Raw genomic sequence first — 15,674 nt, 5'->3', positions numbered from 1 at the left:
TTGTGGAGACTCGGATCAGTGCGGGCGTCTGGCAACCATGAAGGCCAGCGATGTCACCGTCGTCCCGACCTAGTCGCCTAGCGTCTGTCGACCTGCACGAAGGTTGTTGCGGCGGCGACGCCTTTGGCGACTGCGTGGGGTAGCGGCACGTTGTGAGCGAGTCGTGCGGCGAGGGTGCCGAGGAAGGCGTCACCGGCCCCGCTGGTGTTGATGGCCTTGACGTGTGATGCGGGGACGAGTGCGGTGTGGTCGGCATCGCTGTAGGCGGCGCCGCGAGCGCCAGCGGTCACCACCACCGCTCGTGGGCCCAGCTTGCGGAGTTCCTGCGCTGCGATCGACGGATTGGCATGGTGGCGGCCCAGTATCGCTGCCGCTTCGGCCTCGTTCGAAACGAACAGGTCGAGTGGGGCCAGGGCGGTCAGACCGAGCGAGGGATGTGGCACGAGGTTGCCGATGAGCGTCTCTGCGTGGTGATGCCGGAAGACGGCGTCAACGGCATCGGGCTGGAGATCGAGCTGGGTTACCACGATCGGAGCTCGTAGCTGCTGAAGTGCGTTGCGCACATGCTCGCTGGCGAGCTCAGTCTCTGTGGAGTGTGCGAGGACGATGTAGTTCTCGCCGTCGGGGGTGATCTCGATGATCGCGGTACCGGTCGGAGCCGATGGCACGACTTGAAGGAAGGACATGTCGATGGCCGCGTTGGTGAGGGCTCGGCTCAGGGAGGCGCCCCATTCGTCGTCGCCGACGTTGGTGATCAGGCTGGCGCGGACGCCCGCTTGTCGTGCGGCCAAAGCCTGGTTGAGGCTCTTGCCGCCCGGTGTGGTCGTCGCGGGTGACGAGGCGAACGTCGTCCGGCCAGCGACGGGCCGTTGGGGGATCCGCACGGTGATGTCGATGTTGGCGCGGCCGACGAAGGCGACATGCGGCGTACGGACCTGATCGGGTAGTTGGTGACTCATCCGCTGGTGGCCAGCTGGTCGAGGAGCTGTCGCACTTCCGGCTGGCTGGAGAAGGGTTCGAGTCGCCGGGCCAGGGTGGTGACGTTTCGGCGGACCCGAACCGAGCCCGTCGTGGTAGCCGTGGTCAACGCTTCAGCCGCGACGGTGGCGGCCTGGCCTGGTTCCGAAGCCGCCAGGTAGGCGTGCGCCGTGCGGGAGAGGTACACGCCCCGTTCGCGTCGGTAGCGGTCGGGCCACGTGTTGACGGCGTTGGTGAAGCTGTCGATGGCCCGACGCGGTTGGTTGAGGCGGAGCCATCCCTCGCCCTCCTGCGCCGCAAGGTACGGCCGGGTGCAGAACGAACCGAGGGCACTGCTTCCCCCGCTCGGCGGCCTGGCGGTCGCCACGAGTGTGTGGGCACGCTCGACCGCGGCCTGGAAAGCGGAGGCGTCCTGCGCGATGGCGCTGCCGTGCGCCTGCTGGATGGCGGCGAAGGCGTGCAGGAGCGGGGGCGTGTCGGGCAGGCGGGAAGCGGCACGGGCCAGCCCGACGACACAGTCCTCGTCCCCGGCTCCCACCATCCGCTGTGCCTTACGGGTCAGGACGTACGCCCAGAACTCCTGATCGTCGGCTTCCTGCGCCATGCTTCCCGCGCGGTCCAGCCAGCGGTCGCCCGCGGCCCGGTCGCCGAGATCGTCGCTGAGCCAACCCGCGAACTCGCTCCACCGTGCCTCGGTGCTGAGAAGCCGGTTACGAAGCTGTCCACGTGTCTGCCGACGCAGGGCGGCGATCAGCGCGATCTGCTGTTCGACGGTCGACAGGATGGTGAGGCCACCCAGCAGGTCGTCCGCTTGTACGAGGAGCGCGCGAAGCTCCGCGAAGTGATCGACAACGGCAGGGTCGACGGACCGTGGGTGAGAAACGCCTGTGGTGGTGACAACCGGCACGGCGGTGAGGCCAGCGGCCAGTTCCAGCAGAGCCCTCCGGCTTACCCGCAATGACATCGCCTGCCCATCGGACATGACCGCAAGCGTAACCGCGTCACCATCGTGAAAGTCCGTCTCACCTGCCACCGCGGCACCGGCGACCCGCGCGAGTGGTGCCGTCAGGCCGTTCGGACCACCGGCCGTCAGATCCGTGGCGGCGAGGTCGCGCAACGACTCCCGTGCCGGATCCGTCACCGGGACACCGTGAGTGCCAGCCGGTAGTGAGCGGTCCTCGACTTCGCCCCACCGCATGCGTTGTGCCGCTTCGACTTTCTCCTGATCAAGCTGCTGCTTCAGGCGCCGATAGTCGTCGTAGTCGGCCAGCAACTCTCCACCAGCGGCTAGGGCCGCTTCACAGCGCTGCCAGAAGATCCGGTCCGGGCATTGCTGCCCGCGCTCGACGCCCGCGATCGTGGTCCGGGAAACCGGCACCCGCCTCGCCAATGCCAACTGGGTCAGCCCACGCACGTTGCGCCAGGCGGCAAGCCTTGCACCCAGTGCCCGCTTCGCATCGTCTACCCGCTGCGGATCGATCATGACGCCCGTCCCTTCACAACCCCGTACGGACACGACGGCTGCATTGACGCAAAGCGACGTTACCGTAACCGATCTCCGCCAGAACCGGCCAGCGCCTCAACAACCCCGGCGCCGACGTCCTTGTCCGCGCCGAGCAACGTCTATCGGCGGGCGACCCGAGACCCGACTCCGGACCTTCGATGATGTGCGCGGTGTGTGCTCGAGAGCGGATGCCACCGTGGGGCAACCGGTGCCACCGGATGCCACGGCGGGTCAACGGGCCGGGTCGCTGCCGGGGTCCGTGTGCTCGGGGTGTGGTCATCGGTCGGCCCTGACCAGGGCGACGACGTGGGTGAACGTGGGCCACTCCCTGCCACCCCGGGTGAACCGGCAGGCCGCTAGACTGGGCACTCGCGCCCTCGTAGCTCAGGGGATAGAGCATCGGTTTCCTAACACGCTGCTCTATCTGCAGCCGCAGGCTGACTACCTGCATCTCCTCTAGTTCTGCCTCGGATGTACCGATCGCAACGTGTAGCCGCTGTGCTCCCTGCCTGAAGATCAACCGGACGGCGCCTGGGCAAGTCTGCTACGGGTGCGGGAGGCGGCGCAGCAGTAGGCTCGCCAGGGCGAGGCATTCGAGTGCTTCGTCGCGAGTGTCGGCTAGTTCTTCGCCATGTGCCCTGGGGTTTCTTAGCCCGGCGATCGCTCCGGCGAACAGGAACTGGAAGCCCTTGCGCTCGTCGTCAGCGTTGCGTCCGGTGTGACGGGCGACATCGATCATCGGCTGTTGCGGATTGAACACGCGGTGCATCAGCGGGACGCCGGATTCGGTCAGCCCGGTGGCTTCCTGCACCGCGTGCTCTACGGCGCGGAAGGCTTCGAACACCGCTCGGCTGTAGTGACCGTTCGCGAACAGCGCTCCGGCCGCCCTCGAAACGGTCGGGTGTAGACCTGAGATCTCGACTCGCTGTAGCACCGCTGGGGCGAGCTGAGTAGCGGCCGGCTCGATGGCGGCAGTGACACGCTTCGCGTAAGCGGGAAGCGCGGCCTGGGTGTGGTAGGTCACGTGGGTGACGCGGTAGATCTTGGTCTTGCCGGTCGGCAGCGGCTTCTCGATCAGGTCACCTTCCTCAAGGTCAGTTTCGACAGGAAAGGTGGCAGAGTCGCTTTGCATCAACGCGGCCGCAGACTCGCGGGTCTGCTTGCCGTCACGCTGCCGGACGATCGTGACGGTCTCCTGATAGCGGGCAAACGGCCCGGAGCCGCGACCAGCGGTGGGGAGAGGCAATTCTTTCCTCCTCAGGAGGGGTATACGGGTTCGGCGGCGGGCGCCTCCAGTGCAAGTGGAGGCGCCGGCCGACAAGTGCGATCAGTCGGGTGGCGCCGTCACCAGAACGACTTCAGCCGGGTCGATCCCCGGGCGGGTGAGCACGTCGGGCCTGCTGCCCTCACCGGTGAGGAACTCGATCGCGGTCTGCCCCTGGGTCAGTGCGGAGGCCAGGGACTGGCCGCTGGCTATGGCGACGTAGAACTCCACCTCGCCCAGCGGCGAGTCGGTTTCGGCTGCGGTGAGGATATCGAGGGCACGTGTGCCGGCTCGTGGTGAGCCATCGTCCCTCTTCGAGGGCGGGCGCCGGTGCCGGGGTCCACGGCTTGCTGAACTGGCGTCGCGCGTGTGTCCGGTCCACCCCGCGCAGGGTCAGCCGGCGACCTGGTCGAGCAGTTGCAGCAGGTCGTGCGCGGCCAGTTCGACGTCTTTGTGCCGCCACTCCGAGGCGCGGTAGACGCACGCGACCAGACCGGACCGGTGGACGCGGCGGAAGTCGCCCTAGGCGAAGGCGTACCGGGCCTTCGTCTCCTCGTTCGCACCCTCGGTACGGCCAAGGAACCATTCGCCATACTCGCGCCACGAGTGCTTGTCGAGGTAGTCGTTCTCGTTGGTGGCCCGGGGCTGGACAACACCCCAGTCACTGTCGAGCACGTACTGGCGTGCTTCGATGAGCCGCCGGGCGCGGACGACAGCCGCCTGATCCACCGAGTACGAGGCCATGCCCGGCAGTATTCCCCGGCGAACGATCCGCCATGCCTACCGAGGTGGCCTCCACGGTTCGGTCCGGCCATCCTGACTGGCGGAGTAGCGGGTCCGCCTCGGCGGGCTCGTCGGTCCGCCGGGGGCCGTCGGTCACCATGGGCGCAGCGCGGAACCGGCTCGCCAGCACCCGCGACGAGGGTGATCGGCGCACCGTTCGACACCGGTCACTGCGCGGCGACGGCCGCACCTGAGCTGGCACGTCCCGGAGCGACACGGCGTGCCGCCGTCGGCCCACCTCGGACCGCCCCGGGCGGGACCGCCGTGTCAGGCCTCGGATCAGCCGGAGCGCCACTTCTGGTTGGCGGTGCCGGCGCACTCCCAGAGTTGCAACCGCGCACCGTCGTTGCCGTTCCAGTCCTTGATGTCGACGCACTTGTTGGCCTGCGGGTTGACCAGGTCGCCGGCGGCGGACAGCACGAACTGCTGGGCCGGGTTGCCGCTGCAGGTGGCGATCTGGATGACCGCTCCGTTGTCCCGGGAGCCCCAGGCGACATCCATGCACATGTTGTTCTGCGTGCGCAGGCTGCCGCCGGTGAACGTCCACGCCTGCGCGGCCGTGCCGTTGCAGTTCCACGCCTGCAGCGGGACTCCGTCGGAGAAGTTCGAGTTCGGCACATCGACGCACTTGTTGTTCCAGTTGCTGATGATCCGGGTGCCGGAGCCGCCCCCGCCGGTGGTGACCAGACTGAGTCCGAAGACACCGAGGATCTCGTTGACCGGCTGGAACCACATGGTGCCGCCGGTGGTGCAGTTGCCGGATCCGCCGGAGGTGACTCCCTGGGCCTGATCGCCGGAGAGCCAGGCGCCGCCGGAGTCGCCGCCCTCGGCGCAGGCGTTGCTGCGGCTGAGCCCGTAAACCGCGCCCTGCGCGTAGTTGACCGTCTCCTCCCGGCCCAGCAGTACGCCGCACCGCCAGCCGGTCGTGCGTCCCGACCGGCACACGGAACTGCCGATCACCGCGTCCCGGGACCCGGCGACGGGAGCGTTGCCGCCGGCGTAGTTGTTCACCCAGGGCCGCGGCGTCCAGTCGGCGTTGGTGCGGACCCAGGCGTAGTCGTTGCCCGGGAACGACGAGCCGGCGAAGGTGCCCTGGGCTGCGTTATTGAAGCCGCGGGTGGGGCTGCCGGCGGCTCCGCAGTGCCCTGCGGTGACGAACCCGCCGACCACGGCGAAGCCGACGGAGCAGAGTACGTTGCCGTTGATGACGAACTGGTCGCCGCCGCGGATGTCGTACATCGGGCGCGGCGCGTCGGGCGCAGGCGCGTAGCGAACGAGCGCGTCGGCGAGGCCGGCGCCGCGCACGAACGCTCGGCCGGTGCGTTCCTGTCCCGGTGCCACCCGCACCACCACCTGGTTGGCGGCGACGTCCACGTACCAGCCGCGGACGGCGGCCCCGGGCGGTTGACCGGCGGCGCTCCGGTCCAGGGCGGTACGCGCCGATGTCAGGCTCGTGAGCGTCCGAGGGACGAGCCTGGGCCGGGCTCCCTCGGCCCGCACCGCGTCGGCCGCGGAGGCGTCGGTGACGGCGACCGTGAGCGGGCCGTCCGTCTCCAGCCACGAGCCGGCGTACCCGGTGCCGAGGCGCCCGCGCAGCCGTCGGTCGACCACCGCCGCGGCGGCCTCGGCCGCGAGGCGGGCGGTGAGTTGATCGTCGGTCAGGTGCAGGTCGCGGCGCATCGCGGCGGCCATGCCGAGCGGCAGGCCCGCCACGGCCGGCCGTGCTTCGGACTGGTGGGCGATGTGAGCCGCCGCGGGGACGGCCGGGACAGACAGGCCGAGCATCGCAGCGGTGAGCAGCGCAGTTGTCTTGATCATCGAACTCCTTCCGGTTGTTCGTGACGCACCGGAGGCGGCGCGGGAGAGCGCTCTCAGCCTGAAACCGTAAACGATCCTTGTCAATAGATTGGACTCGATTTATTCCCCAGTTGAGCGGCCGTCGCGCCCGTCTCGGCGGATCGACGGGACGAGCGCCGGTCACCACCCGGACGTCAGCGGGAGCTCCACGTCTGGTCGGACTGGCGGTTGCCGGAGTCCCATATGGTCGACCGGGGTGCCGTCCACCGTGACGCACTGGTGCGGGCCGTCCTGGTCGTGTTTCCTAGGCGACATTGCGTCGTGGCGCCTGTGCGGGCACCGCTCGGAGCGGTGGTCATCTGCACCTAGACTGCGCCGATGGATGCTGAATTCGCGGCCAACGCCGCGGCCACCGCCGCGATTTTCGGGGTCTTCGGGATCGTCTGGTTCGGCTGGGCGCAGGAGGCACCGCCCAAGGCGTGGCGTCCGTGGCTCGGCATCGGTTCGGTGTTGTCTCTGGTCGCAGCGATCATCGGCGGCATCGTCACCGCACGCACCTGGGACAAGGGCAGTTCCGTGGACGAGAGGACGGGGCCGGTCTTCGGGGTGATCGTTCTGATCGAGGTGGTCCTCTGTGCCGTCGGCGCGATCTGGCTCCGGCGCGCCGGCCGCACCTCCCTGGTTCCGGTTTGGATCGCCCTGATCGTCGGCCTGCACTTCTTCCCCCTAGCGCCGCTTCTGGGGTATCCGGCCCTCGCGATCTGGGCCGCGCTCGTCGCCCTGGTCGCGCTCGTCAGCGTCCCTGTCGCCCGACGGTGCGACTTCACCCCCAGCGCCGTCGTCGGTGCCGGCACGGGTGTGGCCCTCCTGGCCGGAGCGGCGACCGCACTGGTGCACGCGCTCACCTAGGTGTATTGCCGGAGTCGCTGGTGCCGCACAGCGCTGGGACGTGTCTGACCGACGGCGACACGGTGGGCGGTGCGCGACGCCGAGCTCCGCACCGATGCGCCGGACGGATCGGCCGTCACGGCCGCAGGGACGGGCGCGCCGGCCGGCAACGGTGAGCCCGGGACGACTTGCGGCGGGTGCGGCCACGCCCGCATCGTCACGCCGGCTGGGCGGGTCACGCTTCGGCCACCGGCTTGTGCCCGCAGGCCAGCTCCCAGCCGCCGGGCAGCACGGCCACCCGGTCGAAGCCGACCTCCTTGAGCAGACTGGTGTAGAACTCCACCTCCCGCAGCCGACTGACGCAACTGTCGACCCCGATGAGGAAGTAGCTCCAGAAGAACTGCATCGCCAGGCGGTCTGGGGTGCGGAACTCCTCGCAGATCACCAGCAGCCCGCCCGGTTCGAGGGCCGCGTACGCCTTCTCGACCAGCCGGCGGGCGACGTCGTTCGGCCAGTCGTGCAGCACCCGGACGAATGCCATGGCGTCGTAGCCCGAGGGCAGCGGCTCGGCGAAGAAGTCGCCGCCGACGAAACCCAGCCTGTCGACATGCCCGGTGCGGGTCCGGGTCGCCTCCACCAGCGGAGCCACGGCCGGCAGGTTGTACACGTCGACCCGTAGCCCAGGCGCGTCGTCGAGGATGTGCGCGGCGAGCGTGCCGTCACCCCCGCCGATGTCCAGCAGACGGCGCCGGTCCGACCACAGCCGGCTGGCGTTGCGATGCATCGTCTCGATCACCGGACCGAGACCGACGGCCATGCTGCGCTCGAAGTCGGCGGTCTGTTCGTCGGTCTTCGGGGGCCAGGCGAAGTCGTCGTCGCTCATGCTCACCTCGCCGCGCAGGCTCTCGGCCAGCCGGCCGTGCAGCAACCGCCAGGGGTAACGGTCCCGGTCACGTTCGACAGCACCGGGGCCGACGACCGCCATGACGGCATCCCGGAGGCCGGGTACCGCACGGTACGTTGCCATCGCGATGTCGTCACCTGGCTCGCTGCGCTCAACGACACCGAGGCTTTCCAAGCAGTCGAGGAACTTGTAGAGCCGCAGGGGCCGCACGTCGAAGCGGGCGGCCAGCTCACCGAGGCTCGCCGGCCCGGGCTCCAAGGCGTCGAGCAGACCCGTGCCGAGCGCGGTCTCCAGCACGTCCATGGCCTTCGGCCCGTTGGCGAGCAGACTCATCAGCGCGCGTGGGGACAGCGTGACCTTCACCGTTTCAGCTCCTCTTCCAGGGCGTCCATGAACGTGTCGATCTCGTCGAGGGTGTTGTAGACGTGCGGGCCGACCCGCAGGTAGCCCCGCCAGCTGCAGACCATGTCGCGAGCGACCAACCGCCGCTTGACCGCCTCGCCGTCGGCGACGTCCAGGCACACGACGCCACCGCGCCGGTGCGGCTCGGTCGGGCTGACCACGTCGATGCCAGCCACCGCGGCCCGCTCCAGGATCCGTTGGGTGCAGGCGAGCGAGTGCCGTCGAATCGGGCCGGCACCTACCCCGGCCAGCAGATCCAGGCCGACCTGGGAGATCAACGAGGTCAGGGGGAACGGCGTCCCGCCGGCGAACCGTCGGGCCCCACCGGCCCAGCCTGTCGACGGCTGGAATGTGAAGGCCCGGTCACCGGCCTGCCAGCCGGTCGCCGCTGGCTCCAGCTGCGGCACCAGACCCGGGCGCACGTAGAGGAAGGCAGTGCCGACTCCGCAGAGCCACTTGTGCGCGCCGCCGAGAACCACGTCGACGCCGAGCGCCGTCACGTCCATGGGCATGACCCCTACGCTCTGGAAGGCATCAACGACCACCAGCGCGCCGACGTCGTGGGCGCGCCGCACCAGCCGGGGCAGGTCGACGGTGGCCCCCGAGGAGAAGCTGGCGTGCGGGATGCACACCAGCAGCGTGCGTTCGTCGATCCGTGCCTCGACGGCGTCCTCGTCGAACCGCGGGCTGCCCGAGCCGACCACGTCGAGCCGGGCGCCGTACCGACGGAACGCGTTCCAGATGAACGGCACCGTCGGATACTCCAGATCGGTGGTGACGATCCGGTTCCGCGGCGGACGATAGTCGAAACAGGACGCTACCCGGGCGAGCAGCGTGCTCAGGTTCGCGTCGGTGACCACGCTGCCCGGCGGTGCGCCGATGAACGCGGCGACGGAGTCGGCGTACCGGTCGAGGCCGGCGTGCCAGTCCTGCCAGACCTCGTCCCGCCAGTTCCGCAGCGTCCGCCAGTAGCCGGTGAGCACCTGTTCCGCGCCTCGCGGCACCGCGCCCGTCGAGTTGTTGTTCAGGTAGACGCCGGTGCTCAGCAGGGGGAACTCGGCGCGCAGTGCGGCGTGCGCGCTGGCGTCGAGGCACTCGGGCGTATCGAGGTCGGAGTTCCGGTGCGGTGGGCTCACTCAGGGCTGCCTCTGGTCGGCTCGATGGGGGACGGGTCGGGGCTCGCAGGCGACGGAGGTGAAGACCGGGATGGATCGGGCGGCGGCCAGATAGGGCGTGCCCTCCGTGTAGCCGGTGCCGGCCCGCGGGCCGAGCATCCGGGTCGCGAGCCGGTGGTGCGTGCGCCGCCACTGGAATACCGCGGCGGCGAACGACCGCATCTCCTCCTCGACCCGCCCGCCTTCGGGCGCGGCGAGCAGGCCGTCACGCACCGCCGCCCGGAACGCGTCGTCGATCGACGGCTGGCCGGCGTGCACCAGCTCGCGTACCTCCGGGACCTGGTGGTACGCGGCCGAGTCCAATCGCGACCCCTCGGGTGTGCGGCACAGCGACTCCATGAGCTTGTAGGAGCGGGACTGGATGGCGCTGGCCCCCGCGGTGTACTCCCGGAACGTCCGGAACGCCTCCGGCTGCATCGTCGCCAGCAGCGCGAACAGCGGCCCGGCGGCGGTGAGCTGCTGTCGGGCGTACGCCAGCCGTTCGGTCGCCCGCCCCGCCTGGCCGGCGGTCAGGGCGGCGATGGTGGCGCGCAACTCCTCGGCGACCCCCGCGAAGAGGCATTCGTACGACTGGAGCACCCGGATGAACAGGTACTCGTCGTGCGACACATGGACCGGCAGCATGGTCAGCCGCAGGACCAACTCGCCGGCGGGATCGGCGTCGGCGGCGACGGCCCGCAGCTCGTCCGGGGTCGCCACAGCTTCCCGGCCGGGGACCATCCCGGCGATGCCCAGTCGGGCGAGAGCGGGTGACACGGCCCGCACGCCGAGCCGGTAGCGCTTGGACACCACGTCCCGGCTCGGGCGCCGCTCGGGCAGCAGGTCGGTGGCACCGGAGGCGGCGGTCAACTCGAAGGCCAGCACGTCGGCGACCAGGCGAACGAGGAGCCGGTCCCGGTCCCGTCGCGCACCGAACGGGCCGGCGACGTCGCCCCCGCCGGGCAGCCGGAGCAGCCGCAGCGCAAGATAGCTGCGGTAGTCGTACCGGCCGTCCCACTTATCGAGCGCGACGTCGAGGAAGTCACCCAGCAGCCGGGCCTGCGGCTCCCGCGCGGTCGCCGGCACCGTCAGCTGCGTACGGGCCTGGTCGAGCAGAGCCAGCACTTCCTTTTCGACGAAGTGTTTACCGACCCGGTGAAACTCCGCCAGCACGGCGGAGTACGGAAAACGGCAGGTCTGACCGCCGCCGGACAGCCAACTCGTCAGTTCGCGCACGAAACCGCACCTCGACATTTCGGTCGCTACGCAGGTGGGTGAGGAAAAATTGACAATTACTGGTGAACGAGGATTGTCAACGTTGGTCGGCCTGTGATTCGTTAGCGGATCCGTCGGAGGGCTTCAGGCGGGCCCACCACAGTGCAGGGAAGAACCGGTGCCCGACGAGCTTGGCGAGCATCGTCGCCTCGGCGCCGCCGGGATCGTGGCCCCCGACGCGCAGAGCGACCCGGTAGTGCCGCATACGCCACAGCGACACCCGCTCGTCCCACTCGATGAGCGCCTCGGCGAGCCGCTGGACGGGGTCGGCGGGATCCGGCCGACCCAGTGCGGCCGGTTCAATTCCTCGGACTTCGAGGTGCTCGGCGAACGCCCGGCCGAGCTGCCGGCTCATAGCGTGGACCTGCCGCCATCCGGGTGACTCGGCCCCGGATCCCTTGCCCAGCGCCGGTTGCATGGCCTGGAAGTCGGCCGGGGACAGGTGCCGGAACATCTCCAGCTGGTCGGTGACCAGTCGGATCCCCAACGTCGCCCGGGTTAGCAGCGACTCGGTCACCGCCAGCTCGCCGACGCGCAGCCGGGTGACCGCCTCGGCCAACTCGGCGGCGATGAGCTTCAGCCACAACTCGGTGGACTGGTGCACCACCTGGAAGAGCAACTCGTCGCGGTGCATCATCTCGTCCGGCCGTCGTTGCAGGGCGAGCAGCGTGTTCAGTCGCATGTAGCGCGCATAGTCCGTGGCGCCGTCGCCGGGCAGCACAGGTGAGTGGTCCTGCTTCACGGAATCGGTTCCCTTCGGTCGACGTCGCTGCATCGGAAACCGATGGTGCGACCATGCGTGCAGCGGACATTATGCAACGGCAAACGACAATGTGCTATATCTCAACCCGATCGATCTGAGAGCGTAAAACCTCCTTTCCGCCCTTGAAAACGGTCAGGCTGGGCAGGGCGAGATTTGGCCGTACGTGTGCGGTGGGTCGGCAGGCCGTCCACCGATGCAGCCGGGGAAAAGCTGCGATGTGGCCGGCCCGGGCGCGGGCGGGGTGGCGGCGCCCCTGCTGATCAGCCGCGAGGTGGACCTGCTCTGGCTGGGCCAGGTGCTCACCGGGCCTTCGGGCGCTGGTGCTCGTCGAGGTTAGGGCCGGCGCGGCAGGAGCCGGATTCGCGGTGCCACCTATGAACTCCCCGTCGAGTCTGGGCGCTACCGGCCGACGGCCGAGAACGGCACGACCACGACGGCGTGGACCGTCACGTCCGGCGCTGTCGCCCGCGCCGAGCCGCCGAAGGGGTCCTGCACGCCCGGAGGGATCGGGCAGTCCGTGCCGCGCCGACCCCTGCTGTTACTGCCGGAACATGGAGATCTGCATGATCACGCCCGACGACAAGATCTCGGTCTTCGTGCGGACCACCGGACAGAGCGGTTCGGAGATCACCGGGCCATTCCGCCGGTGACCGGCTCCCGGCCCCGCTGACCGACACGCGACCCCGCTGTCCGGCCGCCCCGCAGCGGTGGCGGCCGGACAGCGGTGCGGGGTCAGCTACCGGCCGGGGGCGGGTGAGACGGGGTATCGGCCGACCGCGCCGACGGGTGAGCATGCCGAGGGCGATGTCGATGAAGAGGAAGCCGAGCAGAGTGACGCCAAGCCAGGGCAGTACCCAACCGAGTGCCACGGTGACCGGTCCACCGAGCGGCAGCGCCCACCACGGAAGCCCTCGGACCCCACCTCGGGCGGGCGGCGCGCCGAGCGGTGCGCGGCGACCGGCGCGGGTGGGGCGGCGCTGCCACCACATGCGGTAGCCCCAGACGATGACGCAGAGCAGGCCGAGAGCGAGCGCGGCGAGCAGGATCTGATTGACCGGGCCGAACAGGATTCCCATGTGGGCTTGGATGCCGAGGCTGCTGAGCCGCGCGAGGAGCGGCCAGTCGGCGAAGTCGCTGCGGTCGGTGACCCCGCCGGTGGTGGGGTCCACAGAGATCCGGTCCTTCGCGACCGGCCAGGTGTTGTCGACCTGGGCGACGGTCCATGCCTGGCCGGACTCCGCGGCAGGGCTGATCGCCACCGGCCCCGAGAGTCCGGCGCCGCGCGCGGAGGTCAGGACGATGTCGAAGGACGCCGGATTGTCCGCCGTGCCGGTCACCGCCCCACCGTGCTGGTGCCCACCACCACTAGCGGGCGGGGGCACGCCGTCGAGGGTGGTGGACAGTTCCGGAGTGCCGGCGCGCAGGACGTCCAGGCCGGCGCCGAAATTCGCGCCGGCGTACCGGGACCAGGTCAGGCCGGTGGCGGAGAGGAACAGCAGGCCGACCGCGAGCCAGACACCGGTGGTGGCGTGCCAGCCCCGCGTACGCCGGACTCCCTTGCGGGCGGTCAGGTCCGGTATGAGCAGGTGTGTCGTCCGGGCGCGGGTGGCGCTGCGGCGGCGCCACCACAGGATGACGCCGCCGAGCACGAGGACCCACAACCAGCTGGCGGCGATCTCGGAGTAGTGCCGGCCGACCTCGCCGAGGTGCAGGTTGCGGTGCAGGTCGTCGAGCCAGGTGGTGGCCGGGGTGGAGCCGAACCAGGTGGTGAGCTGCCCGGTGACCTCGCCGGTGTACGGGTCGACGTAGACGGTGTGCTGCTTGTCGCCGAGTTTCTCGAGCGAGAACACCACCCGGGTGGTCCGGTCGCCTGCGCCGGGCGCCACGGTGGCGATGGTGCCGTCGGGGTGCGCGGCCCGTGCGGCGGTGACCTGTTGGGCGAGGGTCGTCGGCTGGTCGCCGACGGCGGCCACGGCCAGCTGGTCGCCGTAGAGGGCCTGGTCCAGCTGTGGGGTGATGGTGTACGCCAGGCCGGTCAGGGCGGCGACCAGGAGGAGGAGTCAGACCCGAGCACCGGGCAGCACCCGATCATCCTCACAGTCGAGTCGGCATGACACACGTTGGACAGGCGCGAGCGGGGAGCCGAGCAGGCAGAGCGGCCCACGGCCGCGGACGATCAGAAGACGACGAGCGTGGGCACGCCGTCGAGCCGGGTGAGGCCAACCGGCCCCGGCAGGCCGGCGCGACAACGGCGGGCCGTACCACGGGCGGTACCACCGGGCTGCCCGCGACCGGCCTGCTGCTGGTGGCGCCGGCGAACCCGTGGTGACCCCCGGCCGGACCTGCCCCGTCCGGCCGGGACGCGCCGGCCGTGCGGTGCGGTCACGACACCCAGACCGGTGGCGAACGCCGCCGGTTCGAGGGCAGCGCGTACCCGGAGCGCTCCAGTTCTCCTCGACTCCCCAGTCGGATAGGGTGCTCGTGCATCGATGATCGGGCTCACATCGGGGGGTTGTTGCCGTCTGGCGACGCCATCGTTCGCAGGCCAGAGCATGAGCATCGGCTCGACCAACCGCCCTCGCCCTCGCCCGGCCCGCAACGGTGCTGGCGCTCGTCGATCGCAGGGTGTCCCGGAAGGATGCCAGATGGGTACGGCGCGACCAGGGTACGCAGGTGGCCGGTCCGGGCCCCCGCAGCTGACGCCACCGACGGTTGCCCTTCACCGCCCCGGTTCGTCGTCGAAGCCCGTCGGACGGGAACGTGCCGGCCGCCGGAAGGGTCGTCCTATCGACGATGGACCGTGCTGACGGTGACCCGGTCGTCCGTAGCCTCGATGGTGCCGGTCCACTCACCGTCGTCCTTCTCGAACGTGATGATGGTGGTCCCGCCGGTCGTGCGGTCGCCCGTGACGTCGAAGAATCCCTGGGGCAGGGCGGTGCGGTAGAACGCGAGTACCCGCTGAGGGTCGGGCTCGACCAGGGTGAGCCGGGCGCCGGCGGCGGTGTCGGAGAGGTCGCGCACCTGGCTGCCCGGCGGGAACCGGAAGTTGAACGGCAGGTTCGTCACGCCCAGATCCCGGCCGGTCAGCGCCGGCTCCTCCGCCTGTGGCGGCGCGGTCGACTGCTCGGCCGGCCGGTTGCGGGCGAACGTGACTGTGGTGTCGCGCGAGGTGGCGATGACCTCGACGGTCCACCCGCGTCCGTCGAGGTGCAGAGTCTGACCGGTGTCGGTGCCCACCGGGTATCCGGCCGGCGGGCCCGCCTGGCGGTAGTGGGCGAGCACCTGCTCGGGCGGAGGAGCGGTGAGGATCACCGTGGCCGAGCCAGGGTCGCCGAACGCGGTGTCGACCTTGCTGCCGGCGGGGAACCCGAGCCCCGGTGCCACCCCGGCGACAGTCCGGCCGTCCACCTCGACCCGGTCGCCCTGGTCGCTGCCCGGCAGGCTCGCCGGGGCAGCCGTGCTCGTGGGGGTGGCGCTGTCCGGTCCGCTCACCGGCACGGCCGGGTTGCCGCAACCGGGCGCCGCGATCAGCAGCGCGATCCCGGCCAGCGCGGGTAGCTTCCGCTGGAGACATCTCATCTGCCTGTCCTTCCGGTCGTACCAGGATTCGGTGGAGCCGTCCCGATCATGCCTGGTGCGGTCGCACCCCCGCACGACGGACGAACTGCTGTCGGCAGTCCTGCCGACAGCGGTCCGGCCCGGTCCGGCATGCTGAGTGCCATGACTGCCACGGCCGCCGTCGCTCCGCCCGCTTCCCGCTCCGGTCCCGGCCCTTCCCCGGCGATTCCGCTGACCACCGGCCTGATCGGGCTGTTCGTCGTGGTGCGGATCTGCCAGGTCGCCGCCTGGCCGGTCGCGGTCCTCACCGGCGGCACGGCCGGACTGCGGTCGGTGCCGGCGGCGGTGACGGTGTACGCGGTCCAGACTCTCGCGGGTGGTCGGCCTGCTGGTGTGGGTCCACG

At 70.3% G+C, this 15,674-nt stretch carries 15 protein-coding genes; 3 read left to right on the top strand and 12 right to left on the bottom strand.

The genetic code is table 11. The annotated features are described in order from the left end of the window. Nucleotides 1–77: 77 nt before the first annotated feature. The 6 genes from MCBG_RS11250 to MCBG_RS11230 all read right to left on the bottom strand — a co-directional run bounded on the left by MCBG_RS11250 (nucleotide 78) and on the right by MCBG_RS11230 (nucleotide 6,347). A complete protein-coding gene (locus MCBG_RS11250; RefSeq protein WP_051611164.1) occupies nucleotides 78–959 on the bottom strand; it encodes a PfkB family carbohydrate kinase in 882 nt (293 codons plus the stop codon). Further along, nucleotides 956–2,461: a helix-turn-helix transcriptional regulator gene (locus tag MCBG_RS33950; RefSeq protein ID WP_043325488.1), complete on the bottom strand. Its 1,506-nt coding sequence runs from the start codon at nucleotides 2,459–2,461 to the stop codon at nucleotides 956–958. The genes MCBG_RS11250 and MCBG_RS33950 overlap by 4 nt, the downstream gene beginning before the upstream one ends. Before the next feature lie 565 nt (nucleotides 2,462–3,026). After that, entirely contained in the window at nucleotides 3,027–3,728 is a 702-nt protein-coding gene (locus tag MCBG_RS31165; RefSeq protein WP_051611161.1) for a TIGR02391 family protein, read from the bottom strand. An 81-nt stretch (nucleotides 3,729–3,809) separates the two neighbouring features. Next, complete coding sequence (locus tag MCBG_RS32455) at nucleotides 3,810–3,977, bottom strand: hypothetical protein (protein WP_157560779.1); 168 nt, start codon at nucleotides 3,975–3,977, stop codon at nucleotides 3,810–3,812. 291 nt (nucleotides 3,978–4,268) lie between these two features. Next, the gene (locus MCBG_RS33945) at nucleotides 4,269–4,490 is read right to left on the bottom strand and encodes a hypothetical protein (protein ID WP_223201187.1); all 222 of its coding nucleotides are present in this window, start codon (nucleotides 4,488–4,490) and stop codon (nucleotides 4,269–4,271) included. Between the two features lie 318 nt (nucleotides 4,491–4,808). Beyond that, nucleotides 4,809–6,347 carry a ricin-type beta-trefoil lectin domain protein gene (locus MCBG_RS11230; protein WP_013476102.1) on the bottom strand — a complete coding sequence of 513 codons (1,539 nt, stop codon included), beginning with the start codon at nucleotides 6,345–6,347 and terminating at the stop codon, nucleotides 4,809–4,811. 357 nt (nucleotides 6,348–6,704) lie between these two features. Between MCBG_RS11230 and MCBG_RS11225 the strand changes: the two genes are divergently transcribed. Further along, nucleotides 6,705–7,235, top strand: a complete 531-nt coding sequence (locus MCBG_RS11225; protein ID WP_013476103.1) for a hypothetical protein — start codon at nucleotides 6,705–6,707, stop codon at nucleotides 7,233–7,235. A gap of 214 nt (nucleotides 7,236–7,449) precedes the next feature. Here the strand turns inward: MCBG_RS11225 and MCBG_RS11220 are convergent, their stop codons facing one another. From MCBG_RS11220 to MCBG_RS11200, 5 genes are all read right to left on the bottom strand, one after another. Then, entirely contained in the window at nucleotides 7,450–8,481 is a 1,032-nt protein-coding gene (locus tag MCBG_RS11220) for a methyltransferase (RefSeq protein ID WP_030274725.1), read from the bottom strand. Continuing rightward, nucleotides 8,478–9,656, bottom strand: coding sequence for an aminotransferase class V-fold PLP-dependent enzyme (locus tag MCBG_RS11215; protein WP_043325486.1), 1,179 nt, complete (start codon nucleotides 9,654–9,656; stop codon nucleotides 8,478–8,480). The genes MCBG_RS11220 and MCBG_RS11215 overlap by 4 nt, the downstream gene beginning before the upstream one ends. Beyond that, nucleotides 9,657–10,928 (bottom strand): tryptophan 2,3-dioxygenase family protein, encoded by a 1,272-nt coding sequence (locus tag MCBG_RS11210; protein ID WP_049800115.1) that lies wholly within the window; start codon nucleotides 10,926–10,928, stop codon nucleotides 9,657–9,659. Between the two features lie 58 nt (nucleotides 10,929–10,986). Next, nucleotides 10,987–11,691 (bottom strand): tryptophan 2,3-dioxygenase family protein, encoded by a 705-nt coding sequence (locus MCBG_RS11205; RefSeq protein ID WP_043325484.1) that lies wholly within the window; start codon nucleotides 11,689–11,691, stop codon nucleotides 10,987–10,989. Nucleotides 11,692–12,158: 467 nt separating this feature from the next. Continuing rightward, nucleotides 12,159–13,718, bottom strand: coding sequence for a PepSY-associated TM helix domain-containing protein (locus MCBG_RS11200; protein WP_255358661.1), 1,560 nt, complete (start codon nucleotides 13,716–13,718; stop codon nucleotides 12,159–12,161). On the opposite strand from MCBG_RS11200, the gene MCBG_RS33940 reads away from it, so the two are divergent. Continuing rightward, nucleotides 13,647–13,826 carry a hypothetical protein gene (locus MCBG_RS33940; RefSeq protein ID WP_223201186.1) on the top strand — a complete coding sequence of 60 codons (180 nt, stop codon included), beginning with the start codon at nucleotides 13,647–13,649 and terminating at the stop codon, nucleotides 13,824–13,826. The genes MCBG_RS11200 and MCBG_RS33940 overlap by 72 nt on opposite strands. Before the next feature lie 670 nt (nucleotides 13,827–14,496). Here the strand turns inward: MCBG_RS33940 and MCBG_RS11195 are convergent. Further along, the gene (locus tag MCBG_RS11195) at nucleotides 14,497–15,291 is read right to left on the bottom strand and encodes a hypothetical protein (protein WP_013476112.1); all 795 of its coding nucleotides are present in this window, start codon (nucleotides 15,289–15,291) and stop codon (nucleotides 14,497–14,499) included. A gap of 141 nt (nucleotides 15,292–15,432) precedes the next feature. On the opposite strand from MCBG_RS11195, the gene MCBG_RS33000 reads away from it, so the two are divergent. Beyond that, nucleotides 15,433–15,674, top strand: a 242-nt coding sequence (locus MCBG_RS33000; RefSeq protein ID WP_043325482.1) for a hypothetical protein, incomplete at its 3' end; no start/stop codon positions are given.

Origin of the sequence: Micromonospora sp. M42, assembly GCF_000568915.1 — a bacterium.
GTDB lineage: Bacteria > Actinomycetota > Actinomycetes > Mycobacteriales > Micromonosporaceae > Micromonospora > Micromonospora chalcea.
This window is presented reverse-complemented; position numbering and strand designations above follow the sequence as displayed.

What these genes read in the sequence shown, in the direction of transcription:
- MCBG_RS11250 (WP_051611164.1), bottom strand. Translation starts at nt 959, where the DNA reads ATGAGTCACCAACTACCCGATCAGGTCCGTACGCCGCATGTCGCCTTC.
- MCBG_RS11195 (WP_013476112.1), bottom strand. Translation starts at nt 15,291, where the DNA reads ATGAGATGTCTCCAGCGGAAGCTACCCGCGCTGGCCGGGATCGCGCTG.
- MCBG_RS33950 (WP_043325488.1), bottom strand. Translation starts at nt 2,461, where the DNA reads ATGATCGATCCGCAGCGGGTAGACGATGCGAAGCGGGCACTGGGTGCA.
- MCBG_RS11225 (WP_013476103.1), top strand. Translation starts at nt 6,705, where the DNA reads ATGGATGCTGAATTCGCGGCCAACGCCGCGGCCACCGCCGCGATTTTC.
- MCBG_RS33945 (WP_223201187.1), bottom strand. Translation starts at nt 4,490, where the DNA reads ATGGCCTCGTACTCGGTGGATCAGGCGGCTGTCGTCCGCGCCCGGCGG.
- MCBG_RS11210 (WP_049800115.1), bottom strand. Translation starts at nt 10,928, where the DNA reads ATGTCGAGGTGCGGTTTCGTGCGCGAACTGACGAGTTGGCTGTCCGGC.
- MCBG_RS11230 (WP_013476102.1), bottom strand. Translation starts at nt 6,347, where the DNA reads ATGATCAAGACAACTGCGCTGCTCACCGCTGCGATGCTCGGCCTGTCT.